This is a genomic window from Mycolicibacter sinensis, assembly GCF_001673565.1.
Lineage (GTDB): Bacteria > Actinomycetota > Actinomycetes > Mycobacteriales > Mycobacteriaceae > Mycobacterium > Mycobacterium sinense_C.
Map to the genome: position 1 here is coordinate 87775 of NZ_LZMF01000032.1, position 24243 is coordinate 112017.

Consider the following 24243-nt stretch of genomic DNA (forward strand, 5'->3'; position numbering starts at 1 on the left):
CTGTCCGTTCCAGGAGAAAGCGGGTCATGGCGGATCACTCCAGCCTCCTGGGCCACGTGGACCTGCTGGGCCTTGAAGGCCGCGTCATCGTGGTGTCGGGAGCCGGTGGTGGGGGCATCGGTACGACGATCACCGCGATGGCGGCGCGCGCCGGCGCCACCGTGATCGCGGTGAGCCGCTCGGCGGACAACCTCGACGAACACGTCGCGCCGCTGGCCGCCCAGGGCCTGCCGGTGCTGCCGGTGGCCGCCGACGCCGCCACCGACGAGGGCATCGCCGCGGTTCTCGATGCGGCGCGCCGGGCCGACGGTGAGCTCTACGGCCTGGTCAACGTCGCAGGTGGCGCTGCGCCGTCGACCTGGATGCCCGCTACCCGGGTAACGCGCTCGGAGTGGCGGGAGATCTTCGCGCACAACCTCGAAACGGCGTTCTTCATGAGCCGCGCGGTCGCCGCCGAACTGGTGTCCCAGCAGCGACCGGGCTCGATCGTGTCGATCTCCTCGATCAGCGGGATGAACACCGCGCCGTTCCATATCGCCTACGGCACCGCCAAAGCCGCCGTGGTCGCGATGACCCGCACCATGGCGCTCGAACTCGCCGCGGCCGGAATCCGGGTCAACGCGGTGGCCCCCGGGGTCACCGAGACGGCGGCGTCCGGAACCTATGTCGACGACGATCCCGACCGCGACCGGCGGGCGATCGCGATGGGACGCCGCGGGCGGCCCGAGGAGCAGGCCGGCCCGATCCTGTTTCTGCTCTCCGAGCTGTCCAGCTACATCACCGGCCAGACGCTGCTGGTCGACGGCGGGCTCGACCTCAAATGGAGCCACCTCGCCGCCGACAACACCTCGCTGTTCCTCAAGGACGAAACCTTCCGCGCGGCGATGAGGAGGATGTGATGACCGATCCGCAAGCGGCCGAAGAACTCTCGCAACCGATGACGATCGGCGTCGAGGCCTACACGTGTGGCGACTACGCCCGCGCCGAGCGGGACAAGTTGTGGCGCGTGGTCTGGCAGCAGGCCGGGCGGGTCGAGGATCTGCCGGAGGTGGGCAGCTACCTCACCTACGACATCCTCGACGACTCGATCATCGTGGTGCGCACCGGGTCGAACGAATTTCGGGCCCACCACAACGTCTGCATGCACCGCGGCCGCCGGCTGGTGGACACCCCCGCCGGGGCGAAGAACGCCTGCGCGCGCACCCGTAAGTCGTTCGTCTGCGGCTTCCACGGCTGGACCTACGGGTTGGACGGGGCATGCACCCACATCCGCGAACAGGACGACTGGCAGGGCGCGCTGACGCGCGAGAACACCCATCTGCGGCCGGTGCGCGTCGACACCTGGGGTGGCTGGGTCTGGATCAACATGGATCCGGACTGCGAACCGCTCGCCGACTACCTGTTCCCGGCGGCCAAGATCCTCGACCCGTTCGGACTGGAGAACATGCGCTACAAGTGGCGCAAGTGGCTGGAATTCGACTGCAACTGGAAGGTCGCCATGGAGGCCTTCAACGAGACCTACCACGTCTATACGACCCATCCGGAGTTCAACCGGTTCGGCGAATTCAAGGGCTGGGCCAAAGCGCAGGGCAAGCACAGCAACATCGGCTACGACGCTCCCGACGACCTGGAGACCACCAAGTCCAAGATCCGGCTCGGCACCGGCGCTGACCCACGGGTGTCGACCGCGGAGATGCAGATCTACACCATGGAGGAGACCAACGCCACCACCACGGCGACGCTGGTGAACGCCGCCAAGCGGTTGGTCGACGAGTTGCCGGAGGGCACCCCGGCCGACAAGGTCCTGGAGCACTGGCTGGCCTCGGCACGCCGTGACGACGAGGCCCGCGGGGTCATCTGGCCGACGATTCCCGCCGACGTGCTCGGGCAGGCCGGGACCGCCTGGCAGATCTTCCCGAACTTCCAGATCGGCCAGGGCCTCACCAGCGCCCTGTGCTACAGCGCACGACCGCATCCCAGCTACAACCCCGACAAGTGCCTCTTCGAAGTCTCGGTGTTCGAGCTGTTCCCGAAAGGCGAAGAGCCGCAGACCCAATGGGAGTACACCCCGGTGGGTGACCCGGGCTGGCGTTCGGTGCTGCCGCAGGACTTCTCCAACATGGCTGCGGTTCAGCAGGGGATGAAATCGCTTGGTTATCAAGGCGCCAGGCCCAACCCGTACCGGGAACGCGCCATCGTCAACCTGCACCACCAGTTGGCGAAGTACATGGGCGCCGGTGCGCCTCAAGAGATCCCGACAGGAAACGATCGATGACGGACTGCCCGCCGACCCAGACCCCGGACGACGTCGACATCGAAGCGCTCCGGCGCAAGTACGCCGCCGAGCGTGCCAAACGCGTTCGCTCCGACGGCTCGAGTCAGTACCTTGAACTCAAGGATGACTTCGTGGAGTTCGCCGAGGTCGATCCGCACACCGCGGTGACTCCGCGTGAACCCATCGATGCCCACATCGAAGTCGTGGTCCTCGGCGGTGGCATAGCCGGACTGCTGGCCGGCGCCTACCTGAAGAAGGCCGGCGTGCAGGATGTACGGGTCATCGAGATGGCCGGCGACTTCGGCGGCGTCTGGTACTGGAACCGCTTCCCCGGAATCCAGTGCGACAACGACGCCTACTGCTATATCCCGATGCTCGAAGAGCTCGACTTCATTCCGTCCAAGAAGTTCGCCGACGGCGCCGAGATCTTCGGCCACTGCCAGAACATCGGAAAGCACTTCGGCCTCTATGACGGGGCGATCTTCTCTACCCAGGTACGCACCGTCCGCTGGGACGAGGAGATCAAGCGCTGGCGGCTCACGACGAACCGGGGTGACGACCTGCGGGCGCATTTCGTGGTGATGGCGCAGGGCTCCTACAACCGGCCCAAGTTGCCCGGCATCGCAGGGATCAAGGACTTCATGACCGCGGGCGGCCATGTCTTCCACTCGGCCCGCTGGGATTACGACTACACCGGCGGCGACGCCAACGGCGGCTTGGACAAGCTGGCCGACAAGCGCGTGGCACTGGTCGGCACCGGCGCTACCGGTGTGCAGCTGGTCCCGCACCTAGGCCGGGATGCCAAGCAGCTGTATGTTTTCCAGCGAACACCGTCGTCGGTGGACTTCCGCGGCAATGAGCCCACCGACCCACAGTGGGCCGCGTCGCTGCAGCCGGGTTGGCAGGCCGAACGCAAGCGCAACTTTCATCGCTGGTCGCCGTTCGAGGGCGTGGTGTTCGATGCCCCCGATATGGTGTGCGACTTCTGGACCGAGTTGGGTCGCAACCTGACCGCTCGCATCGGCGCCAGTCCCGACCCGACGGCGCTGGGCGTCGAGGAGATCATGGCGATGCGGGAGGAGGAGGACTACAAGATCATGGAGCGGCTGCGGCGCAGGATCGCCGACATCGTCGAGGATCCGCAGACCGCCGAAGCGCTCAAGCCGTACTACCGGTTCATGTGCAAGCGCCCGACCTCCAGCGACACCTACCTGCCCGCGTTCAATCGGCCCAACGTCACGCTGGTCGACGTGGCTGAATCCAAGGGCGTCGAAAGACTTACGGAAAAGGGCATTGTCGCGGGAGGAGTCGAGTACGAGGTCGACTGCGTCATCTTCGCCAGTGGTTTCGAGATCTCCACGGAGATCAGCCGTCGGTACGCGATGGACGTCATCGAAGGCCGCGACGGGGTATCGCTGTTCGACCACTGGCGCGACGGGTTCCAGACCCTGCATGGGATGACCAGCCGCGGGTTCCCCAACCAGTTCCACACCGGTTTCATCCAGGGCGGCGTGTCTGCCAACACCACCGCGATGTTCGAGCAGCAGGCCGAGCACATCGCCTACATCATCGCCGAGGCTCTCAAACGGGGAGCGACGGTCGTCGAGCCCAGTCAGGAGGGGCAAGACGCCTGGGTGAACACCATCCGGGAGTTGGCATTCGACAATTCGGCGTTCGACTTGTCATGCACGCCCGGCTATTACAACAACGAGGGCCGTGGATTCGGCGACGCCAGCCGCTCGTTCCTGGGCGAGGTGTACTCACCGGGGTTCTACGCCTTCGATGATCTGTTGAAGCACTGGCGCGAGGCGGGCGACCTGAAAGGTATGGAACTGCAATGACATCGAAGACGACGACCACGTTGTCGACACGGGACCTCACCGAGCACATCGCCACCGAGGTCCACGCCGATAAGGAAGCGCTGCTGTCCGGCGACCATGCCGGGGCGATCCGCGAGCTTCTCGAACAGCGCGGCGTGCTGGTGTTCCCTCAGATCGGATTCACCGACGCCGAACAGATCGCCTTCACCGAAACGCTGGGCACGCTGGCGCCCGAGCGGGACGGTGAGGCCGTCTACGACGTCACCCTGGACACCAACGTCAACAAGCAGGCCGATTACCTCAAGGGATCCTTCTACTGGCACCTGGACGGCACGATGAACGAGGTGCCGATCCTCGCGTCACTGCTGTCGAGCAAGGTGCTGCCGGCCGACGGCGGCGGTGACACCGAATTCTGCAACACCTACGCCGCCTACGATGCGCTGCCCGAAGAGGACAAGCAGCAGCTGGGTTCGTTGCGGGCGATGCACTCGGCGTGGAACTCACTGTTGTACTACGACCCCGAGCCGGCAGCCGCTACGCTGCGACAGATGATGGCGATCGGCCAGTGCGAGCTGCCGCTGGTCTGGACGCACCGCTCCGGACGCAAGTCGTTGATCCTGGGCTGCACCGCCAGCCACGTCGTCGGGATGGAGTACTCCGAGAGCACCAAAACCCTGGTGCGGCTTCGCGACTGGGCCACCCAGCCGCAGTTCGTCTACCGGCACCAGTGGTCGGTCGGGGACCTGGTCATGTGGGACAACACCGGGACGCTGCACCGGGCCCGCCCCTACGATCCCGCCTCGGGCCGGATGCTGCACCGGACCAAGCTCGCCGGCGAGGAACCATTCGCTTGAGCAGACCTCACGAGTCCGGTTTCGACGGCCGCGTCGCCGTCGTGACCGGTGCCGGGCGGGGTCTGGGGCGCGCCTACGCGCAACTGCTGGCGGAGCGGGGTGCCCGCGTCGTCGTCAATGACACCGGCGCCGATCTCACCGGCGACGGCGTGCGCGTCGAGGCGGCCGCGGAGGTGGCCGGGGAGATCCGGGCGGCCGGCGGCGACGCGATCGCGTGCACCGCCTCGGTGGCGACCCCGCAAGGCGGGCAGGCCATCGTCGCCGCCGCACTCGAGCACTACGGCCGGCTCGACGTGCTGATCCACAACGCCGGCAACGTCCGCCGCGGCTCATTGCGGCAGATGAGCTACGAGGATTTCGACGCCGTCCTCGACGTGCACCTGCGGGGCGCGTTCCACGTCGTGCGCCCGGCCTTCCCGGTGATGTGCGATGCGGGCTACGGTCGCATCGTGCTGACCTCCTCGATCGGCGGCCTCTACGGCAACTGCGGCGTGGCCAACTATGCGGCCGCCAAGGCAGGCGTGGTCGGGCTGAGCAACGTCGTGGCTCTGGAGGGCGCAGCGGCCGGGGTCCGGTGCAACGTCGTGGTTCCGGCGGCGGTGACGCGGATGGCCGAGGGCATCGACACCTCCGGCTATCCGCCGATGCAACCGGAGCTGGTCGCACCCGTGGTGGGCTGGCTTGCGCACGAGTCCTGTTCGGTCACCGGCGAAGTGCTGATCGCGCTGGCGGGCCGGGTGGCCCGGGCGGTGGTGGCCGAAAGCCCCGGCGTGTACCAGCCGTCGTGGACCATCGGCCAGGTCGGCGAACGGATCGAGGAGATCCGGGATGTCGGTGCCCCGGTGATCTTCCCGGTGGTGCCGGACGGTCACGCCGACCACATCCGCTACAGCTTCGGCCTGGCGCACGCCGGCCGACCTCAGCCCGAGGAAACCCAGTAGTCGAAGGAGAGTAGTGATGCGCGAATACCTCAAGTTCTACATCGACGGGCAATGGGTGGACCCGGCCGAGCCGAAGACCCTCGACGTGGAGAACCCCGCCACCGAGCAGCGCTGCGGCACGATCTCGCTGGGTTCGTCCGCCGACGTCGACCGCGCGGTCGCCGCGGCCCGCCGGGCCTTCGCGAGCTGGTCGCAGACCAGCCGCACCGAGCGGTTGGATCTGCTGCAGTCGATCCTGGCCGAATACCAGCGCCGCAGTGCCGATCTCGCCGACGCGGTGCACGAGGAGATGGGGGCTCCGCCGGCGCTGGCCGCCGGAGCTCAGGTGCAGCTGGGCATCGGCCACATGCTCACGGCGATCGACGCGCTGAAGAACTTCTCCTTCGAAGAACAGCGCGGTGACACGCTGGTGACCCGGGAGCCGATCGGCGTGTGCGGCCTGATCACCCCGTGGAACTGGCCGCTGAACCAGATCGCGGTGAAGGTCTATCCGGCGTTGGCCACCGGCTGCACCATGGTGCTGAAGCCCTCGGAGGTGGCGCCGTTCTCCGCCTACATCTTCACCGAGATCATGGCCGCCGCAGGCGTTCCGGCCGGGGTGTACAACATGGTCAACGGCGACGGTCCCGGCGTGGGGGTGGCCCTGGCGCAGCACCCCGACATCGACATGGTGTCGTTCACCGGGTCGACCCGGGCCGGGGTGTCGGTGGCCGAGAACGCCGCGCCCACGGTGAAACGGGTGACGCAGGAGCTCGGCGGGAAGAGTCCCAACATCGTGCTCGACGACGATGCGTTCGTCGACAGCGTCACCGCCGGCGTGGCGAACATGATGGTCAACTCCGGGCAGAGCTGCAACGCGCCGTCGCGCATGCTGGTGCCGAACTCCCGGATGGACGAGGCGATCGCGATTGCCAACGCGGTGGCCGGACAGGTGAAGGTGGGCGATCCCGACGATGCCCGCGCCATCGGGCCGGTGGCGTCCCAGACGCAGTTCGAGAAGGTGCAGAGCCTGATCGAGAAGGGCATCGCCGAAGGCGCGACGGTCGCCGCCGGCGGCGCGGGACGTCCGGACGGCCTCGACACCGGCTACTACGTCCAACCGACGGTCTTTGCGCACGTGAACAACCAGATGACGATCGCGCGCGAAGAAATCTTCGGGCCGGTGCTGTGCATCCTGGGCTACGACGACGTGGACGAGGCGGTGGAGATCGCCAACGACACCGACTACGGCCTGGCCGGCTACGTCTCCGGCGCCGACGCCGATACCGCGCGTGCGGTGGCCCGGCGGATCCGGGCCGGGTGGGTGACCATCAACCACGCCTTCGACATGAACGCGCCGTTCGGCGGTTACAAGCGCAGCGGCAACGGCCGGGAATGGAGCGACGCCGGGTTCCAGGAATACCTGGAGATCAAGAGCACCCTGGGGTGCGGGGCGGGCTGAGGCCCGAAAATCACTCGTAGTGCACGGTGATCGAGCCGCCTTCGGGCACGCCCTGGCAGGTCAGGATATAGCCGTCGGCGACTTCGTCGTCATCGAGCGCGGTGTTGGCGATCATCTTCGCGCAGCCCTCGCTGATGTGGGCGATGCAGGTTCCGCAGTTGCCGGCCTCGCAGGAGAACGGCGGCGCCAGCCCGGCCCGCCGGGCGCTTTGCAGCAGGGTCTCGCCGGCGACCCGGGGCACCGACGCCTGCTTGCGGCCCAGGTGAATCGTCACCGTCCCGCTCACCTCGGCCGCGGTGTCGGTCGAGCCTTCGGTGGCGGGCGCTTCCGGTGTAGCCGTGGTGTCGAAGTCCTCGACGAACAGCCGGCCCGGTCCCGGCCAGTTCCCCCGCACCACCGCCATGAAGCCCTCCGGGCCGCACAGGTAGCAGTCGGCGCCGGTGTCGTCGCCGACGAACGCGGCGACGGCGGCCGCATCCAGCAGTCCGTCGGTGTCGTCGCGGTGCCGCTGCACCGACAGTCGGCCCGGGTAGCGGTCAGCGAGCTCACTGAGCGCATCGTCGAAGATCGCCGATGAGGAGTCCCGGTCGGCACAGAGCAGCCGTACGGTGCGATCGGTGCCCGCCAGCGCACTCTTGGCCAGCGACAGGATCGGTGTGATCCCGCTCCCGCCGGAGAACCCCAGCAGCGGGGTGTCCGAGGGATCCAGGCAGAAGGTGCCGGCCGCGCGGGTCATGGTCAGTTCGTCGCCTTCGGCGACGTTGTCCAGCAGCCAGTTCGACACCTTCCCGCCGGGAACCCGCTTGACCGTGGTCATCAGCTCGGAGTCGGTCTCCGGCGCACTCGACATCGAGTAGGACCGGTAGAGCTCCTCGCCGCCGACGTTGACCTGAAACGTCGCGTACTGGCCGGCTCGGTAGGCGAACGGAGTCTGGTGCGGCGCCAGCACGAACGTGTAAGCGTCGGAGGTCTCTTTGACGATGCGGGTCACGGTTGCCCGCTGGAAAACATGAGTGACCGCCATGACCACCCCTTCCGGTTTGCGTTCTTCGTTACAGAGAATACTATTCTCTCAAACCGATAGGATCTTCTCAAATGTTGTCTGGGTTGCCTGCGCCATCCACCGCGGTGCTCGCGTTCGAGGACCGGCAGTTGCCGTTGCCGGAGCTCGACGCACGCGCCGATGCGCTGGCAGCCGCCCTGGCCGGCGACGGTGTCCGCGCCGGCGACCGGGTGGCGCTGATGGCCTCGAACCGGCCCGAGTTCGTCATCGCCGTGTGCGCCATCTGGCGGCTGGGGGCCGTCGCCGCCCTGATCAGCCCCGCCTGGAAGCGCGACGAGGTGGCGCACGCCCTGGCCCTGACCGAACCCCGCTACGCGCTCGGCGACCTTCCGGTGCTGGCCGAGCTGATGCCGATGCGGCATCTGGACGAACCGGTCTCCGCTGCCCCGGCCGCCGGCCCGCCGCCGGTCGATCCCCGCGCCGACGCACTGCTGGTGTTCAGCTCCGGCACCACCGGGCTGCCCAAAGCGGTGCGGCACACCCATGCCTCGCTTGCCGCGGGCGTGCGGCACTGGCGCGATGCCCTGGGGCTGACCGCCGACGACCGGATCCAGGTCGCGACGCCGCCGTCGCATATCCTCGGCCTGCTCAACATCCTGACCGCATTGAGTGTCGGGGCGCGGGTGCGCCTGCATCGCCGTTTCGACATCGACGTGATGTTGGCAACGATCGGTGAAGACCGGATCACCGTGGAGATGGCGGTGGCGCCGATCGCACTGGCCATCGCCGGCCATCCGGACCTGGAGGCGTTCGACCTGTCGTCGCTGCGTTTCATCATGTGGGGCGCCACGCCGGTCGCCGCCGCCGTCGCCGAGGAGGTCACCCGGCGCACCGGGGTCCGATGGGTGCCGGCCTACGGCACCAGCGAACTGCCGGTGCTCGCCTGCGGTCCGACCGATACGGCGCGCCTCGACACGGTCGGGCGGCCGGTGCCCGGGGTCGAGCTGCAGGTGGTGGATGTGGATAGCGGCGAGCCGCTGCCGCCCGGCGTCGCCGGTGAGATCCGCGCCCGCTCCGATTCGCTGATGGCCGGCTACCTTCCCGACGAGGCGACCGCAGAAGTGTTGCGCGACAGCTGGTTTCACACCGGCGACATCGGCTATCTGGACGCCGACGGCTGGTTGCGGATCACCGACCGCTGCAAGGAGATGATCAAGGTGCGCGGCTTCCAGGTCGCTCCCGCCGAGATCGAGGCGGTGCTGCACGAGCATCCGGCGGTGTCCGACTGCGGCGTGTTCGGGGTGCCCGACGCGGCCGGCGGAGAGGCCGTCGTCGCGGCGGTAACGCTGCGCGCACCGGTCGACGAAGCCGAGCTCGCGGCGCTGGTGGGTGAGCGCCTGGCGTCCTACAAACGACTCAGCCGGGTGGTGGTCGTACCCGAGATCCCCCGGCTGCCGTCCGGAAAGCTATTGCGTCGACTACTGAAGGAGCGCCTATGGATGTCCGGCTGAATGCTGAGCAGCGCCAACTGCGGGATGCCGCAGCGAAACTCGCCGACGACCTGGGCCCGGGCTCGGTCGCCGAGCTTGACGATGCCGCTCGGGTGACACGCTTGGAAAAGACTGTCGCCCAGACCGGTTGGCGCTCGCTGCGCTCCGACGGCGCGTCGGGGGTGGAGGTGGCGATCGTTGCCGAGGAGTTCGGGCGCGGCCTGGTCGACGTGCCGTTCCTCGGGCCGGTGCTCGCCGACGATCTGAGCCGGCACCTGCCGCTCGGTGAAGAGCCGACCACGGTCGCGTTCAACGATGTTGCGATCGACGCCCGCGGGGCTGCGCACGCCGCGACTCTGCGCGAGCATGCGGTGCTGACCGCCCCGGTCGGTGCGCCGCGCAGCGGTGCCGACCTGACCCGGACCGGAGCCGACCTGGCCGGTGCGCTGCAGCAGGCCGGCGAGCTCAGCGCCGGGGATGCGTTGCGCTGGCAGGCGCTGGCACTGGCGACGACCGCCGCCGATCTGGTTGGTACCGCGCGCGGCGCACACGCCTTGGCGTGCGACTACGCCAAGATTCGGGAGCAGTACGGCAAACCCATCGGGAGCTATCAGGCGATCGCCCACCTGCTCGCCGAAGGGCTGGCGCTGATCGAAGGCTCGGTGAGCGTGCTGCGCCACGCCGCCTGGGCGGTCGACGAAGCCGAGGCGGCCGAGGCGGTGCGCGCCGCCCGCATCGCCAAGATCTATTGCGCCCGCAGCGCTCGGACGGTGTGCGAGACCGCGATTCAGGTGCACGGCGGTATCGGCAACACCTGGGAATGCCTGGCGCACGTGTACCTGCGGCGGGCACTGACCTCGACGGCCCTGTGGCCCGTGACGATAAGGGAGATCGCTGATGGACTTTCGTGACTCGCCCGAGGAAGCCGAGTTCCGCAGCCGGCTTCGGTCCTGGTTGACCGAGCGGGCCGGCACCTTCCCCGCCGCCGGCGACGACGAGTACTGGGCGCGCCAAGGCGAATGGCATCAGGCCCTCTACGGCGCCGGATTCTTCGGGGTGTCCTGGCCACGCGAATACGGCGGCCAGGAGCTGCCACCGGTCTATGACGTGATCGTCGACGAGGAGCTGGCGGCCGCCGGTGCCGCGCCGCGGCCAAGCCTGGGCTACCTGGTCGTGGGCCTGGGCCGGCACGCCAGTCCCGAACTGCAGCAACGATTCCTGCCCGGCATGATCGACGGAACGCAGCGTTGGTGCCAGGGCTTCTCCGAACCCGGGGCCGGCTCGGATCTGGCGTCGCTGACCACCACCGCTACCCGCGACGGCGACGACTACGTCATTCACGGACACAAGATCTGGACCAGCTACTCCGACGTCGCCGACTGGTGTCTACTGCTGGCCCGCACCGATAAGGACGCCCCGCGGCACCGCGGTATCTCGGCGTTCATCATCTCCATGCACCAGCCCGGCATCGAACAGCGGCCGCTGCAGATGATCAACGGCGTCACCACCGAATTCGGGCAGGTGCTCTTCGACGGTGCCACCGTCCCCGCGAGTCAGATGGTCGGCGAACCGGGCGAGGGGTGGAAGCTGGCGATGACCGTCGTCGGCCATGAGCGCGAACCGTCGACGCTGGGCTATTCTGCCCGCTACGGCAAGCTGGTCCGTCAGATGGCGGGTCGCTTCGAGGGTGCCGGGGGCGATGTTCCGGAGGAATTGGCCTGGGCGGCAGTGGAAACCGAGATGCTGCGATTGCATGTGCGCCGCCGGCTCTCCGAACAGCTCGACGGGCTTTCGCACGGACCGGAAGGCTCGCTGGACAAGTTGCTGATGACCTGGGTGGAGCAGTCGGTGGGCCACGCCGCGCTGGCGGTCGGCGGTGTCGACGATCCCGACCTGCTCAGCGCCTATCTTTACAGTCGCGCCCAGAGTGTGATGGGCGGGACCTCGCAGATCCAGAAGAACATTATTGCCGGCCGAATCCTGGGATTGGGAGTTTGAAATGTATGACCTGCCTGACGAAATCGACGTGCGCGCCGACGGCCCGCTGCGGATCATCACGCTCAACCGCCCCGACGCGCTCAATGCCGTCAACGACGCGCTGCACACCGGACTGGCGAAACTCTGGGCGCAACTGGAGGAAGACCACGACGCGAGGGCGGCGGTGCTGACCGGAAGCGGGCGGGCATTCTCCGCGGGCGGCGACTTCGCCTACCTCGACGAGCTGCGCCGCGATGAGAAGCTGCGCGCCAAGACGATTCTGCACGGCCGTGAGATCGTGCTGGGTATGGCACGCTGCCGCACCCCGGTCATCGCCGCGGTCAACGGTCCCGCCGTCGGGCTGGGCTGCAGCCTGGTGGCGCTCAGTGACATCGTCTACATGGCCGAATCCGCCTATCTCGCCGACCCGCACGTGCAGGTGGGTCTGGTCGCCGCCGACGGCGGCCCGCTGACCTGGCCGCTGCAGATGAGCCTGCTGCAGGCCAAGGAGTACGCGCTGACCGGGGCCCGTATCCCGGCCGCGCGGGCAGTGGAGCTCGGTTTGGCCAACCACGTCGTGGAAGACCCGCTAGCCGAAGCGATCTCATGCGCCAAACGCATCGCTGAGCTGCCGCGCCAGGCAGTCGAGAGCACCAAGCGGCTGCTCAACATCCACTTGGAGCGCTCGGTGCTGGCCACCCTGGATTTCGCGAACATGGCCGAAGACCAGTCGTTCAAGACCGAGGACTTCAACAACATCATCGATCGGCTCACCGCGAACAAGAACTGATCCCTGCGATGACGATCGCCGAGTTGCTCGCCGCCGCGCGTGATGGATCCGTGCGGGCGACGGGGCGGCTGCTCAGCCTGGTCGAAAGCGGCCGGCGGGCCGAGGTGCTGTCCGCCGTCGGGCCCGCCACCACCCGGGTCATCGGGGTGACCGGGCCGCCCGGCGCGGGCAAGTCCACCACGATCGCCGCACTGGTCGGGGCGTATCGGCAACGGGGGCTGCGGGTCGCGGTGCTCGCCGTCGACCCGTCCTCGCCCTACAGCGGCGGCGCACTGCTCGGCGATCGCATCCGAATGGCCGCGCACATCAACGATCCGGCGGTGCTGATCCGGTCGGTGGCCTCCCGCGGACACCTCGGCGGGCTGGCCGAAGCGGTGCCCGCGGCCCTCCAGCTGCTGGCCGGACTCGGTTACGACGTGCTGCTGCTGGAGACGGTCGGGGTGGGCCAATCCGAGATCGAGATCGCCGCGATCGCCGACCCGACGGTCGTCGTGCTCAATCCCGGTGCCGGCGACGCGGTCCAGGCCGCCAAGGCCGGGTTACTGGAGGTGGCCGACATCGTGGTGGTCAACAAGGCCGACCGCGAGGGTGCCCAGCAGACCGTCCGCGAGCTGCGGGTCGAGCTGAAGCACACCGGCGCACCGATTCTCACCCTGATCGCCGCGCGCGGCGAGGGGCTCGATGAGCTGGTGGACACCATCGAGGCCCATCACCGCACCGACAGCCGGGAGCGCCGGTTGGCACGGGCCCGCTCACAGATCCTGTCGCTGGCCCAGACCCGGCTGCGAACCCATCCGGCGCTGCACCGACTCGCCGAGCTGGTTGTCGATGGAAGCGATGACCCGTACTCGGCGGCCGAGCGGCTGCTCTCGCCCGGCGGCGAGTAGTTCTACGACCGGTTGCGAGCCGACCAGCGCGGCAGCGGAAGCGGCAGATCGTTGTAGGTGGCGATGCCGGGCTCGGCGGCCACCACGGCCGGAATGGCGTTGATCGGCGGCATCGCGGTCATGATGTGGCCGAGCTCGAAGAAATCGTCGATGGACTTCGCGGCGGCGATCATGTCCGGTGGCGGGGTGAAGCCGACCTGCATGTTCACCGTCGGGCGGCCGTCGATGGTGATCCTCCAGCCGTCGCCGTCCATCTCCCAATCCGGCTGCAGCGTCTGGCCTTTGCGCCACCGCACATTGATGTCGACCACGGTCTCGCCGCCCGCGATTCCCCGCCAGCTGGCGAACACCCCCGCCACATGGCCCGCCGGGATGGTCCACGACGCCATCGGCAGATCCTCGGTGGTCTGCGCGTACTCGGAGACGCAGGTGATCTCGTCGAGCTCGACGCCGATCGCGTCGGCGACCAGCTGCACCGCCTCGGCGAATACCGCGGTGCCCTTGGCTGCCATCGGCGCCAGATCCGGGTCGTCGATCGCGACGCCGAAGCCGACCGGGCGCTCGGTGTCGGGGGAGTCATACAGCGTGGTGTCGGCCGATTCGGTGATGGTGATCTTGTCGATCCGGTCGCAGGCGGTGGCCGCCACGATCGCCAGCAGCTCGGCGAAGCCGGGACTGACTCCGGAACCGAACAGGGTGGACCCGCCCTTGCGGCACGCTTCGTCGAGCCGGGCTCGATCATCGCCGAGATTGCGGCCGGTGATGAAGGACGCCGACGTCACGACATTGACGCCGGCCGAAAGGATCTGCACCAGTTCGTCGACGTTGATCCACATCGGGTTGTAGACGACACAGTCGGGTTTCAGCGCCAGCAGCGCCGCGGCGTCGTTGGTGGCCGCGACGCCGAGGCGGTCGATGCCGGCCAGCTCGCCGACGTCACGACCGACTTTGTCATCCGACCACGCGAAGAGCCCGACGAGTTCGTAATCCGGATTGGCCGCGATCGCCCGGACGGAGCTCTTCCCGACGTTTCCGGTGGTCCACTGGACGATTCGGTAAGGGACGGTAGGCATGTGCATCACCTCGTGTTCTCGGCCCGCGCTACATCTGCGCCCAGACGATCTTCGTCTGGAGGTAGGTTTCAATGCCGGCCTTGCCGGACTCGTAGCCCCAGCCGGACTGCTTGTAGCCGCCGAACGGCATCGAGTGGTCGAACTGCATCTGGCAGTTGAGCCCCACCGTTCCGGCCTTGAGCCGCTTGGCCAGCCGGTGGGCCCGGCCCAGGTTGGACGTCCACGCGGTGGCGGCCAGACCGTAGGTGCTGTTGTTGGCCAACGCGATCGCCTCGTCGTCGTCATCGAACGGCAGGATCGTGACCACCGGCCCGAAGATCTCCTCCTGGAACAGCCGGCTGGAGTCAGGGTCGACGCCTGTGACGACGGTGGGATGCACGAAGTAGCCCTTGCGGTCCAGCCGGTGCCCGCCGGTGACCAGCTCATTGCCGTCGGCCTTGCCCTGCTCCAGATAACCCAGCACCCGGCTGAGCTGCTTCTGGCTGATCAGCGGCCCGACCATGACGCCGTCGTCTTTGGGGCCGCCGAGCTGCATGCTGTTGGCCATGTTGGCGATGCCCTCCACGACCCGCTCGTAGACGCCGCGCTGGGCGAAGATGCGCGACCCGCAGACGCAGGCCTGCCCGGAGTGCACGAAGGTGCCGAACGCCGCCATGGTGATGGCCATGTCCAGATCGGCGTCGTCGTAGATCAGCACCGGCGACTTTCCGCCGAGCTCCAGGGTCACCTTGTTGAGATTGGTTGCGGCCGAGGCTTTCACGATCTCCCGGCCCACTTCGGTCGATCCGGTGAATGCGACCTTCTCGACGTCGGGATGGGCGGTGATCGCCGCGCCGGCGGTGTGACCGTAGCCGAGCACCATGTTGACCACGCCGTCGGGCACCCCGGCTTCGGACAGGATGCGGTTCAAGACCAGCGCGGACAGCGGGGTCTCCTCGGCCGGCTTGACGACGCTGCTGCAGCCGGCGGCCAGCGACGGAGCCAGCTTGGCGCAGAAGTTGAAGACCGGACCGTTCCACGGGAAGATCAGCCCCACCACGCCGTAGGGCTCGCGCAGCGTGTAGACGTGCTGATGTGACTCGATGCCGGTCAGGCCGCCGGTGTTGACGTCGCGGGCGATGCCGTCGATCTTGGTGCACCAGCCGGCGTAGTAGCGGAACCACTCCGACCCGACCTTGGTGATGATCGCGGCCTGGGAAGCGGGGATGCCCGCGTTGACGGACTCGAGTTCGGCCAGGATCTCGGCGTTCTCGTCGATCAGGTCTGCGATCCGCCACAGCACCTTGGCCCGGTCGTAGTCGGCCATCTGCGACCACACCCCGGATTCGGCGGTGGCCTTGGCGCGGGCGACGGCGTCGTTGACGGCTTCGGGCCCGCAGTCGGTGAACTCGGTGAGCTGTTCTTCGGTGGCCGGATCGATGATCGGAATCACGTCGCCGGTGCCGGGGACTTTCCGAATGTCGTCCAACACCGTCTGCACCGACATGGATAATCCCCTTCTCATTCAGCGATAATTACGTTCGCAGAATGAGGTTATGCGTTTCGGCATGGGAAGTCCAGGGTTGGCGGTGCGACGCAAACCAGCGCCGGGCAAAGGCCGTGTCGGGGCCGCCGGACGGCATCGGCTGCGGCGCCGACGGACGTGCGCCGGGCGGCCGCTCAGTTGCGCGCGAAGCCGTGTGCGCAGAAATCCCAGACCTCGTCAGCGGTCAGCGGCTTGACCGCCGGATCCGTTGAGGCCGGGCTGGATTGGGCGTTGAACATAACTGTCTGCATGATCATCGCGGCCACCCGCCGGGGGTTGGGCCCGGCGCGCAACTGCCCGGCGGCCGCCGCCTGTTCGGTCAGCTCGGCGAGCAACGCCAACAGCGGGGTATGGGCGACCTTGACCTCGGTGGGGTGGGTCAGCAGCAGGCTCGGGGCGAAATCGGTGAACAGCGGCCGTTTGGCGGCCGGGTCCGGGCGGGACGACTCGAACAGCAGCTCGACGGCGACCTTGAGGCGTTCCAGCGGGTCGGGATAGTTCGCCGTCGCGGCGCGGATCTGTTCGGCCGCCCGGCTCAGGGCGTCCTCGAAGAGCGCCAGCAGCAACTCGTGCTTGCCGTCGAACTGCAGGTAGAAGCTGCGCAGCGACTGCCGCGAGCGGTCGACGACTTCCTGGACGGTGAAGTCGGTGCTGCCCTTTTCGATGATGATTGACTGCGCAGCATCCAAAAAGCGTTGAACACGTTGGGCCGCACGTATTTTCGCCGTTTTGATCGAGCGTTCGACCGCGCGCTGCTTCCAGGCTGGTTCTTCGCTCGGGCTGGTCACCGGCACTCCGGCCTGGTGTGCGGAAGGCAAGGCACAGCGCAACTGTACTGGACGGTAACCTGCCGGCGCCGCAGGCCACCGGCCAAGGGGTGACGATTCAGAGATCGCAACTTCTCCATTCGAGAATGATATTCTCATCCGTGCGTCTATGGAAGCGGACTCGCAAGATCCGAGCCGGTCCGCCAGCGGAAGACCCCGGGGCGCACGAGTCGAGGAGTGCCGGTGCAACTCACCTTTGATGCCGATGTCGAGAGTTTCCGCGCCGAGTTCTCGGCGTTCCTCGACGAGCACCTGCCGACCGAAGCCGAGGCGCTCGAGCGGTCCCGGTCGTGCTCGCACGTCCCCGAGTGGGCGCGGCGCTGGCAGCGCCTGTTGTTCGACAACGGCTGGTTGCTGCCCGGCAACCCTCCCGAATTCGGTGGCCGCAACGCCAGCATTCTGCAGCAATACGTGCACTCCGAGGAGCTTTCCCGCCGGCGGATCTACCCCAGCTTCAACCCGCAGGGGGTCGGCATCATCGCGGCGTCCCTGCTGTCGTTCGGCACCGAGGAGCAGAAGCGGCGGTGGGCGGTTCCCATCCTGCGGGCCGAGATCACCGCCTCCTTGGGCATGAGCGAACCCGGTGCGGGCTCGGATCTGGCCGGATTGCAGACTCGCGCGGTGCTGACCGGCGACCACTTCGTGGTCAACGGCCAGAAGGTCTGGACCTCGGGCGCCCACGATGCCGACGTACTGTTGACCTTCGTCCGCACCGACCCGGAGGCCCCGAAGCACAAGGGCATCAGCGTGCTGCTGATACCGACCGACGCCCCGGGAGTGGTGCGACGGCCCTTCGCCTCGGCATGCGGCCACGACGATGTCGATTTCAATGAGGTCTTCTTCACCGATGTCCAGGTGCCCGCCGAGAACCTGGTGGGCCCGCTCAATGGCGGCTGGGGAGTGGCCAACGGCTCACTCGGCCATGAACGCACCCTGCTGTGGATGAGCTTCGCCGATCGGCTGCGCGACCTGATCCATGACCTGCGGCCGGTCGGGGCGCTGAACCGCGACCGGTTCGCCACCTTGTTGATGGACAACCAGGCGCTGGGGCTGCTCGGCTCGGTGGCCTTGGCGCAGGCGGCTCGCGGGGAGCAGGACGTCCCGGCGCTCTCGGTGCTCAAACTGCTGGGCTCCGAGGCGGTGCAGTCCGCCGCCGAGCACGCGCTCGACGCGGCCGGCAGCAGCGGGCTGACGCATCCGGCCAACTCCGGTACCTACACGCCGATGAACGAGGACTACGCGACCTCGAGCTGGTTCGATCGCTACCTGCGCAGCTTCTCCGGGACGATCGCCGGTGGCACCTCGGAGATCCAGCGCAACATCATCGCGCAACGGGTGCTGGGCCTGCCGCGATAAAACCAGCGCGAGCAGTCGCGAAAGCCCCCAAATCCACTCGGATTTGGGGGCTTTCGCGACTGCTCGCGGTTAGAGATTCACCAGTCGCGGTGCCGAGCGGCGGGCTCGCAGGCCGCCGCCGGCCCGGCGGGTCAATTCCCGGGCGCTGCCGAGCAATCCGTCCAGCACCAGCACGCGCTCGATGTGGCGGTGCAGATCGTGTTCCGCGGTGAATCCGACGCCGCCGAGCACCTGCTGGCAGTGCTTGGCCGCGGTCAGAGCGGCCTTGCCGGCGGCGGCTTTGGCCAGCATGGAGGTCAGGTCCGGGCTTTCGCTGACGGGCACGGTGAGGGTGGCCTCGGCGCCCTCGATGGCGACCAGGGTTTCGGCGAGCCGGTGCCGGACGGCCTGGAAGGAGGCGATCGGTTTACCGAACTGCTCCCGGTCCAGGGCGTGCTGGCGGGCCAGCGCCAGCATTGCCCGCGCCGAGCCGACCAGCCACCAGCCCAGCGCGCGGCGCGCCTCACCCACCCGCATCAGTTCTCCGCCGGGCACTTCGCGCAGCGGCAGCCCGCCAAGAACGGGATTGCCCTCGTGAACGCTGCGTTCCCAGATCACCCAGCTGCCGCCGGCGTAAGGCATCGGGGGAGTGCCGCCGGGCAGGCCGCCGATGGTCTCCAGTATCACGTCGTTGAGCGCAGAGGCGTGTGCCCCGGTCTCGCCGAGCAGCCGGAAGACCAGCGGGATGGCCAGGTCCGGGTCCTCGGAAAGCATTTCGGCCCAGCCGAGTTCGGCCAGGGCGCCATCCAGCTCGGCGCCGGAACACGACGCCATGGTCTTGCGCAGGGCATCTTCCAGCAGAGCGATCGACGCGGTGTCCATCCCGGTGGTCATCGTCACTCCTTCCCGAGGTCGAGCAGTCGGCGGGCGATGATGTTGCGCTGGATCTCCGAGGTACCGCCGTAGATGGTCGCCGCGCGAGAGTAGAGAAACTCGGTGCGCCAGGATGATTCGCCGAGCTCGATGGTGCCCGGCAACATGTCGCGCGCCGTATCGAAGAGCTTCTGTTCGGCGGTGGCCAGCAGCACCTTGTCGATCGAGGTGTCCGGGCCCAGCCGGGTGCCGCCGTCCAGCCGGTGCTGGGTGGCGCGGGACCGGCAGCGCAGTGTATGCAGCGCGAGGTAGGCCTCGCCCAGCTCGGCGTCGTCGGTCTCGGTCGTCTCGGCGATGAGTCGATCCATCCGCGAGTACAGGTAGGCGATTCGCTGCCAGAAGCAGGTGGAGCGTTCGAAGGGCAGCAGATCCATCGCGAGCCGCCAGCCGTCGCCGGGCTTGCCGAGCATGCGCTCGGCGGGGACCACCACGTCGTCGAAGTAGACCTCGCAGAACTCGTCCACGCCGTGCATTGTCCGCAGCGGGCGCACGGTGATGCCGGGGGTGTCCATGTCGACGAAGAATGCGGTGATGCCGTCATGTCCGGGGGCGGTGCGGGTCAGCAGGACGCAGCGCGTCGAATGCTGGGCGAAGCTGGTCCAGACCTTCTGGCCCTTGATGATCCAGTTGTCGCCGTCGGGGGTGGCGCGGGTGGACAGCGATGCCAAATCGCTGCCGGAGCCCGGCTCGGAGAAGCCCTGGCACCAGAGTTCGCGGCCGGACAGCAGCCGGGGCACCATCTCCGCGGCGAGTTCCGGTGGCGCGTAGTCGATCATGGTCGGCGCCAGCACTTCCAGCATCGAGTAGGGGCCCGGCTCGGCGAGTCCGCGGCCGACGACCTCTTCGCCGACGACCGCCCGCAGCATCGCCGGACCGCCCAGGCCGCCGGCCTCGACCGGCCAGCCGTACCGCATCCAGTCGGCCTCATAGAGCGCCGCGCAGACCCGGCCGAACTGTTTGATGTGGGCTTCCAGGGAGTGATCCGCACCCGGGGTCAGGTCGTTGTCGTCGAGCCAGGCGCGCAGATCTGCTTGGAATTCAGAGACATTCATTTCGATGAGGGGCGACCGATCGCGTGTGGGCGCCCGGAATCGTGGACACCGCTGCGGCGGATGAACGTCATCGCCCGGGTCTTCAATCGCCAGCCGTCCGCGGTGCGCACATAGGTGTCGTTGTAGTAGCCGATCCGCATGTCGTGGCTGGCGTGGTCGATGAAGCACAGCGGTTGGGTGCCGGTCGCGGTGTCGCCGTCGAGTTCGATCACCGGGGTTCCGGTCATGAACAAGCCTTTGGGGGCGGCGTCGACCAGTACCGGAAACCGGTCCAGCGAATAGGTCTCGCCGAAAGCACTGTAGGTGCCGTCCGGGGTGAACACCCCCACCAGTCCGTCGATGTCGCCCTGGGTGATGGTCACCGCGTAGCGGGCGAGTAGTTGCTGGATCTCGACGAGCTCGTCAGTTCTTGTTGACATACACTTGACCGCCTTTCATGACGAACTTCACGTTCTGGGTAACGCTGATGTCGGACAACGGATCTCCCGGCACGCCGATGATGTCTGCGAGTAGTCCCTCGGCCAGCCGGCCGCGGTCGGCGGCGTTGATCAGCTCGGCCGCCGTCACGGTAGCCGCCTTGAGCACCGCGGCGGGCGGCATGCCCCAGTCGACCAGGGTGACCAGTTCGTCGGCGTTGCGGCCGTGCGGGATCGCCGGCGCATCGGTGCCGACGGCGATCTTGACCCCCGCCTCGTAGGCGGCCTTGATCGAGGTGCGGGCCTTGGGGAACATCTCGGCCGCCTTAGCCTGTAGTTCCGGCGGAGCCTTGGAGACGTCCATCGCCTCGGCCAGGCGCCGGGTGGTGACCAGGAAGCGGTCGTGCTCGACGAGCATCGCGATCGCCTCGTCGTCCATCAGGAACCCGTGTTCGATGCAGTCGATCCCGCACGCCACCGCGTGTTTGACCGCTTCTGCGCCGTGGGTGTGCGCCGCCACTCGCAGCCCGCGCCGGTGCGCCTCGTCGACGATGACGCGCAGCTCTTCGTCCGAATAGTGTTGAGCGCCGGCCTCTCCGGTCAACGACATCACACCGCCCGAGCAGCACACCTTGATCAGCTGTGCGCCGTGCTTGATCTGGTAGCGGACCGCCTTGCGGATCTCGTCGACGCCGTTGGCGATGCCTTCTTCGATGGTCAGCTCCAGAACGCCTGGCATGAACGCCGCGAACATCGTCGGATCCAGGTGGCCCCCGGTCGGGGTGATCGCGTGGCCGGCCGGCACCACCCGCGGGCCTTCGATCCAGCCGGCGTCGATCGCCTTGCCCAGTGCGACGTCGAGCAGGTATCCGCCGGTCTTGACGAACAACCCGAGGTTGCGCACCGTGGTGAAGCCGGCGCGCAGCGTGCGGCGCGCATTGCCCACCGCACGCAGCACCCGGGTCGGCGGATCATCTTGCACCTGGGACAGGCCGGGGTTCTCACCCCGGCCGCCCATCAGCAGGTTGACCTCCATGTCCATCAGCCCGGGCAGCAGGATCAGGTCACCGAGATCCAGCACCTCGTGATCCGTACCGGAGGCCGGGGCTTCGCCGATGCCGACGATCTTGTCGCCGTCGACCCGGATGGCCCCGGGCCGGATGATCTCTCCGGAGTCGACGTCGAGCAGCCCGGCTGCCTTGAGCGTCAGCACCTTTAGACGACCGGTTCCTTGATGCAGTCGATCCAGGCCGCGCCGCTGTCCGGCACCCGCGGCTGCTTCCAGGCCTCGATCGGGAAGGAGACCATCACCAGCGACTGCATGAGGTGCATCAACGACCGCGCGTCCTCGGGCAGGTCATTCAGGTCGAACTTGTCCAGGTAGGTGATGGCGTCCTCGAGTCGCCCGAACGACGCGTCGTAGAACTCCTGCATCTGCGGCATGGTGGAGGCCAGCCGTTTGGCGTAGCGCTCCGGCTCGGTCGCCAGGGCCCAGTCGGCGTAGGGCTGCAGGTCAGCGAAGTCAGACGGTAGCGCCATTGGCGTGCTCCTTGGTCTTCTTGTATTCGGATACGTAGTCACGGGCGGTCTTGTGCAGGTGTCGAATCAGGACCTCCTGGTCGCACAACAAGAAGTCGTCCACGACCTTCGTGCCGATCATGGTCTGGGTTGCTTCCAGGGTGTTGGCGTCTTGCAGCGCGTACTCCTTGAAGGTCACCGCGGCCAATTCCTGGGCCAAACGCTCCCGGGCATTGCGCGGCGGCACGAAGTACAGGCTCGCTTCGAAGGTGTGTTTGTCGGCAGCGGTCGGCCAGTACTGGTAGGTCAGGTACCAGCCCGGCTCCCAGATCAGAATCATGAAGTTGGGGAAGAACACGAAGGAGTCGATGCCCCACTGCGGCACTCGCTTGATGTTCACCGACGGTGGCAATTCCTTGAGGTCGGCAATGAGATCCGGCTTGTCCCAAGGTCCGAACAGTCCGCTGCGCAGCGCCCGGTCCAACGGCTTGACCATGTTGAGGTCGGCCGGCGGCGACTGACCGCCCCACGTTGATTGCAGGCTGTGCGGTCCGGCCAGCTCGTAGTGCAGCGCTTCGTAGCCGAACTTCTGGATCTTGGCGGCCTCTTCCTTGGTGTACTGGCCCTGGTGCAGGATCGGCGCGTGGTAGAACTCCACGAACGCGTCGAGGAACAGCTTCCAGTTGCTGCCGATCTCGGACTTGTAGGAGTAGACCTCGGTCATCTCGCTAAACGGGTAGCCCTCGATGCCCTTGGCCAGGGATCCGAGGTATTCGTTGAGCGGGCCGGCGTTGTCGTCGAAGTTGACGAAGATGAAACCTTCCCAGACCTCGCAGCGCACCGGGACCAGGCCGTACTGGCTCTTGTCGACGTCGAAGAACTCGCCCTCCTGCTGGATGAACGTGAGGTCGCCGTCGAGGCTGTAGCGCCAGGCGTGGTACTTGCAGGTGAACTGGCGGCAGGTGCCCTCGGTCTCCTCGTTCGGGAAGTCGTTCCACACCAACTTGTTACCGCGGTGGCGGCAGATGTTGTGGAACGCCCGGACCACGCCGTCCTTGCCCTTGACGACGATGATCGAGGTGCCCGTGCACACCGAGGGCAGTTCCCGGGTGAAGTAGCTGCCGGTCTTGGGCAGCCGCTCGATGCGCCCGACGTGTAGCCAGGTGCGCTTGAAGATCGCCTCCTGCTCGTCGGCGAAATGCGCCGGATCGAACGAGTCGGTGTAATCGACCGGTTCGGTGCCGAGCTCGGGATAGCTCTGTGTCCAGCTACCGGCTGCCGGTTTGGGGAAATGGGGCACGGTCTTACCTCTCTGATTCGGGTTCTTCATCGAGTTCAACGCCAAATGTGTTGAAGGCCATGGCCAACATGCTGTAGCAGCCGACCGTGAAGACGAGTTCCATCATTTGGTGCTCGTCCAGGTGTTGGGTGAGGACCGCCTCGGTGGCGGGGGACAGTCGGGAGGCCTCGTCGAGTTCGTCGGCCGCGTTGATCACCGCCTGGTGCAGCTCGTCGCGGCCGGCGCCGTGCTGCAGGTCTTCGATGTCGGAGTCGGTGAGGCCGGCTTGCTTGCCGATCGTGATGTGGTGCACCCACTCGTATTCGCAGCCGCGGCGGTGGGCGGTGCGCAGGATCGCGAGTTCGCGCAAGGGGCCCGGGAGCGTCCCGCGGTAGAGCAGCTCGACGTTGAACTTGAGGAACGCCCGGGCGAGCTTCGGATGATGGACCAGCATGGTCATCGCTGAGCCGGCGCCGCGCGAGTTGCGCCGATCCGCGGTCAGCACTTGGGCGAGAGCACGCTGAACCTCCTCGTCGTCCCATTGGGACGCCGACAGCGGAGCCAAGCGCATCGTTCCTCCTCGCATGCGAGAATCACATTCTCATATTTGACCAACAGATTTCCATGTTTCGCGCGATTGGTCAACACTGCGCTGTCGATGCAGGTAGAACCGCGGGGAGTGCGGGTCTCGGGTGTCGCCCGGCGGCGCGGGCACCCCGAACCGCCGGATCGCTGGAGAAGGTTGATTCTCCGAAAACGGGAAGCTAGTTTTCATTAGAGACGTCGTAGGGTCGGCCGCCCGCGCCG

General features: G+C 67.4%; 23 protein-coding genes. 12 read left to right on the forward strand and 11 right to left on the reverse strand.

Annotated elements, in window-relative coordinates; translation table 11 throughout:
- Nucleotides 1-26: 26 nt before the first annotated feature.
- From A5648_RS05290 to A5648_RS05315, 6 genes are read left to right on the forward strand one after another with little or no spacing between them, the layout of a single operon-like run.
- The gene (locus A5648_RS05290) at nucleotides 27-899 is read left to right on the forward strand and encodes an SDR family NAD(P)-dependent oxidoreductase (RefSeq protein ID WP_065023531.1); all 873 of its coding nucleotides are present in this window, start codon (nucleotides 27-29) and stop codon (nucleotides 897-899) included.
- Nucleotides 899-2275 (forward strand): aromatic ring-hydroxylating oxygenase subunit alpha, encoded by a 1377-nt coding sequence (locus tag A5648_RS05295; RefSeq protein WP_065023532.1) that lies wholly within the window; start codon nucleotides 899-901, stop codon nucleotides 2273-2275. Before A5648_RS05290 ends, A5648_RS05295 begins: the two co-directional genes overlap by 1 nt.
- Nucleotides 2272-4116, forward strand: coding sequence for a flavin-containing monooxygenase (locus tag A5648_RS05300; RefSeq protein ID WP_065023533.1), 1845 nt, complete (start codon nucleotides 2272-2274; stop codon nucleotides 4114-4116). The genes A5648_RS05295 and A5648_RS05300 overlap by 4 nt, the downstream gene beginning before the upstream one ends.
- Nucleotides 4113-4949, forward strand: coding sequence for a TauD/TfdA dioxygenase family protein (locus tag A5648_RS05305; protein ID WP_065023534.1), 837 nt, complete (start codon nucleotides 4113-4115; stop codon nucleotides 4947-4949). Before A5648_RS05300 ends, A5648_RS05305 begins: the two co-directional genes overlap by 4 nt.
- The gene (locus A5648_RS05310; RefSeq protein WP_065023535.1) at nucleotides 4946-5890 is read left to right on the forward strand and encodes an SDR family NAD(P)-dependent oxidoreductase; all 945 of its coding nucleotides are present in this window, start codon (nucleotides 4946-4948) and stop codon (nucleotides 5888-5890) included. The genes A5648_RS05305 and A5648_RS05310 overlap by 4 nt, the downstream gene beginning before the upstream one ends.
- A 16-nt stretch (nucleotides 5891-5906) precedes the next feature.
- Nucleotides 5907-7331, forward strand: coding sequence for an aldehyde dehydrogenase family protein (locus tag A5648_RS05315; RefSeq protein ID WP_065023536.1), 1425 nt, complete (start codon nucleotides 5907-5909; stop codon nucleotides 7329-7331).
- Between the two features lie 10 nt (nucleotides 7332-7341).
- On the opposite strand, the gene A5648_RS05320 is transcribed toward A5648_RS05315, so the two are convergent.
- Nucleotides 7342-8355 (reverse strand): ferredoxin--NADP reductase, encoded by a 1014-nt coding sequence (locus A5648_RS05320; RefSeq protein WP_065023562.1) that lies wholly within the window; start codon nucleotides 8353-8355, stop codon nucleotides 7342-7344.
- Between the two features lie 71 nt (nucleotides 8356-8426).
- Between A5648_RS05320 and A5648_RS05325 the strand changes: the two genes are divergently transcribed.
- The 5 genes from A5648_RS05325 to meaB are packed head-to-tail and all read left to right on the forward strand — an operon-like array spanning nucleotide 8427 to nucleotide 13478.
- A complete protein-coding gene (locus tag A5648_RS05325) occupies nucleotides 8427-9845 on the forward strand; it encodes a class I adenylate-forming enzyme family protein (RefSeq protein ID WP_065023537.1) in 1419 nt (472 codons plus the stop codon).
- On the forward strand, nucleotides 9830-10735 hold the full coding sequence (locus tag A5648_RS05330) for an acyl-CoA dehydrogenase family protein (RefSeq protein WP_065023538.1): 906 nt from the start codon (nucleotides 9830-9832) through the stop codon (nucleotides 10733-10735). Before A5648_RS05325 ends, A5648_RS05330 begins: the two co-directional genes overlap by 16 nt.
- Nucleotides 10722-11822 carry an acyl-CoA dehydrogenase family protein gene (locus tag A5648_RS05335; protein ID WP_065023539.1) on the forward strand — a complete coding sequence of 367 codons (1101 nt, stop codon included), beginning with the start codon at nucleotides 10722-10724 and terminating at the stop codon, nucleotides 11820-11822. Before A5648_RS05330 ends, A5648_RS05335 begins: the two co-directional genes overlap by 14 nt.
- A gap of 1 nt (nucleotide 11823) precedes the next feature.
- Complete coding sequence (locus tag A5648_RS05340; protein ID WP_065023540.1) at nucleotides 11824-12591, forward strand: enoyl-CoA hydratase/isomerase family protein; 768 nt, start codon at nucleotides 11824-11826, stop codon at nucleotides 12589-12591.
- Nucleotides 12592-12599: 8 nt separating this feature from the next.
- Nucleotides 12600-13478: a methylmalonyl Co-A mutase-associated GTPase MeaB gene (meaB, locus tag A5648_RS05345; RefSeq protein WP_065023541.1), complete on the forward strand. Its 879-nt coding sequence runs from the start codon at nucleotides 12600-12602 to the stop codon at nucleotides 13476-13478.
- A gap of 2 nt (nucleotides 13479-13480) precedes the next feature.
- Here meaB and A5648_RS05350 read toward each other — a convergent pair whose 3' ends face one another.
- The 3 genes from A5648_RS05350 to A5648_RS05360 all read right to left on the reverse strand — a co-directional run bounded on the left by A5648_RS05350 (nucleotide 13481) and on the right by A5648_RS05360 (nucleotide 16864).
- Complete coding sequence (locus A5648_RS05350) at nucleotides 13481-14551, reverse strand: NAD(P)H-dependent amine dehydrogenase family protein (protein WP_065023563.1); 1071 nt, start codon at nucleotides 14549-14551, stop codon at nucleotides 13481-13483.
- Between the two features lie 28 nt (nucleotides 14552-14579).
- Nucleotides 14580-16037 (reverse strand): aldehyde dehydrogenase family protein, encoded by a 1458-nt coding sequence (locus A5648_RS05355; protein ID WP_065023542.1) that lies wholly within the window; start codon nucleotides 16035-16037, stop codon nucleotides 14580-14582.
- Between the two features lie 173 nt (nucleotides 16038-16210).
- The gene (locus A5648_RS05360) at nucleotides 16211-16864 is read right to left on the reverse strand and encodes a TetR/AcrR family transcriptional regulator (protein ID WP_207511602.1); all 654 of its coding nucleotides are present in this window, start codon (nucleotides 16862-16864) and stop codon (nucleotides 16211-16213) included.
- A gap of 222 nt (nucleotides 16865-17086) precedes the next feature.
- On the opposite strand from A5648_RS05360, the gene A5648_RS05365 reads away from it, so the two are divergent.
- Entirely contained in the window at nucleotides 17087-18259 is a 1173-nt protein-coding gene (locus A5648_RS05365) for an acyl-CoA dehydrogenase family protein (RefSeq protein ID WP_065023564.1), read from the forward strand.
- Nucleotides 18260-18328: 69 nt separating this feature from the next.
- Here the strand turns inward: A5648_RS05365 and A5648_RS05370 are convergent, their stop codons facing one another.
- From A5648_RS05370 to A5648_RS05400, 7 genes are read right to left on the reverse strand one after another with little or no spacing between them, the layout of a single operon-like run.
- Nucleotides 18329-19132 carry an acyl-CoA dehydrogenase family protein gene (locus A5648_RS05370; RefSeq protein WP_065023544.1) on the reverse strand — a complete coding sequence of 268 codons (804 nt, stop codon included), beginning with the start codon at nucleotides 19130-19132 and terminating at the stop codon, nucleotides 18329-18331.
- Between the two features lie 2 nt (nucleotides 19133-19134).
- The gene (locus A5648_RS05375; protein ID WP_065023545.1) at nucleotides 19135-20223 is read right to left on the reverse strand and encodes an acyl-CoA dehydrogenase family protein; all 1089 of its coding nucleotides are present in this window, start codon (nucleotides 20221-20223) and stop codon (nucleotides 19135-19137) included.
- Nucleotides 20220-20642 (reverse strand): nuclear transport factor 2 family protein, encoded by a 423-nt coding sequence (locus tag A5648_RS05380; protein WP_065023546.1) that lies wholly within the window; start codon nucleotides 20640-20642, stop codon nucleotides 20220-20222. Before A5648_RS05380 ends, A5648_RS05375 begins: the two co-directional genes overlap by 4 nt.
- Nucleotides 20626-21852, reverse strand: coding sequence for a metal-dependent hydrolase family protein (locus A5648_RS05385; RefSeq protein WP_065023547.1), 1227 nt, complete (start codon nucleotides 21850-21852; stop codon nucleotides 20626-20628). Before A5648_RS05385 ends, A5648_RS05380 begins: the two co-directional genes overlap by 17 nt.
- Before the next feature lie 2 nt (nucleotides 21853-21854).
- Complete coding sequence (locus A5648_RS05390) at nucleotides 21855-22178, reverse strand: hypothetical protein (protein ID WP_065023548.1); 324 nt, start codon at nucleotides 22176-22178, stop codon at nucleotides 21855-21857.
- Entirely contained in the window at nucleotides 22162-23457 is a 1296-nt protein-coding gene (locus A5648_RS05395; RefSeq protein ID WP_065023549.1) for an aromatic ring-hydroxylating oxygenase subunit alpha, read from the reverse strand. The genes A5648_RS05390 and A5648_RS05395 overlap by 17 nt, the downstream gene beginning before the upstream one ends.
- Nucleotides 23458-23461: 4 nt before the next feature.
- Nucleotides 23462-24007, reverse strand: coding sequence for a carboxymuconolactone decarboxylase family protein (locus tag A5648_RS05400; RefSeq protein WP_065023550.1), 546 nt, complete (start codon nucleotides 24005-24007; stop codon nucleotides 23462-23464).
- Between the last annotated feature and the right edge of the window lie 236 nt (nucleotides 24008-24243).

Bases quoted from the DNA above. Each gene is read 5' to 3' on its own strand.
- A5648_RS05290 (WP_065023531.1), top strand. From the start codon at position 27: ATGGCGGATCACTCCAGCCTCCTGGGCCACGTGGACCTGCTGGGCCTT.
- A5648_RS05295 (WP_065023532.1), top strand. From the start codon at position 899: ATGACCGATCCGCAAGCGGCCGAAGAACTCTCGCAACCGATGACGATC.
- A5648_RS05300 (WP_065023533.1), top strand. From the start codon at position 2,272: ATGACGGACTGCCCGCCGACCCAGACCCCGGACGACGTCGACATCGAA.
- A5648_RS05305 (WP_065023534.1), top strand. From the start codon at position 4,113: ATGACATCGAAGACGACGACCACGTTGTCGACACGGGACCTCACCGAG.
- A5648_RS05315 (WP_065023536.1), top strand. From the start codon at position 5,907: ATGCGCGAATACCTCAAGTTCTACATCGACGGGCAATGGGTGGACCCG.
- A5648_RS05320 (WP_065023562.1), bottom strand. From the start codon at position 8,355: ATGGCGGTCACTCATGTTTTCCAGCGGGCAACCGTGACCCGCATCGTC.
- A5648_RS05325 (WP_065023537.1), top strand. From the start codon at position 8,427: ATGTTGTCTGGGTTGCCTGCGCCATCCACCGCGGTGCTCGCGTTCGAG.
- A5648_RS05330 (WP_065023538.1), top strand. From the start codon at position 9,830: ATGGATGTCCGGCTGAATGCTGAGCAGCGCCAACTGCGGGATGCCGCA.
- A5648_RS05335 (WP_065023539.1), top strand. From the start codon at position 10,722: ATGGACTTTCGTGACTCGCCCGAGGAAGCCGAGTTCCGCAGCCGGCTT.
- A5648_RS05340 (WP_065023540.1), top strand. From the start codon at position 11,824: ATGTATGACCTGCCTGACGAAATCGACGTGCGCGCCGACGGCCCGCTG.
- meaB (WP_065023541.1), top strand. From the start codon at position 12,600: ATGACGATCGCCGAGTTGCTCGCCGCCGCGCGTGATGGATCCGTGCGG.
- A5648_RS05350 (WP_065023563.1), bottom strand. From the start codon at position 14,551: ATGCCTACCGTCCCTTACCGAATCGTCCAGTGGACCACCGGAAACGTC.
- A5648_RS05355 (WP_065023542.1), bottom strand. From the start codon at position 16,037: ATGTCGGTGCAGACGGTGTTGGACGACATTCGGAAAGTCCCCGGCACC.
- A5648_RS05370 (WP_065023544.1), bottom strand. From the start codon at position 19,132: ATGACCACCGGGATGGACACCGCGTCGATCGCTCTGCTGGAAGATGCC.
- A5648_RS05375 (WP_065023545.1), bottom strand. From the start codon at position 20,223: ATGAATGTCTCTGAATTCCAAGCAGATCTGCGCGCCTGGCTCGACGAC.
- A5648_RS05380 (WP_065023546.1), bottom strand. From the start codon at position 20,642: ATGTCAACAAGAACTGACGAGCTCGTCGAGATCCAGCAACTACTCGCC.
- A5648_RS05390 (WP_065023548.1), bottom strand. From the start codon at position 22,178: ATGGCGCTACCGTCTGACTTCGCTGACCTGCAGCCCTACGCCGACTGG.
- A5648_RS05400 (WP_065023550.1), bottom strand. From the start codon at position 24,007: ATGCGCTTGGCTCCGCTGTCGGCGTCCCAATGGGACGACGAGGAGGTT.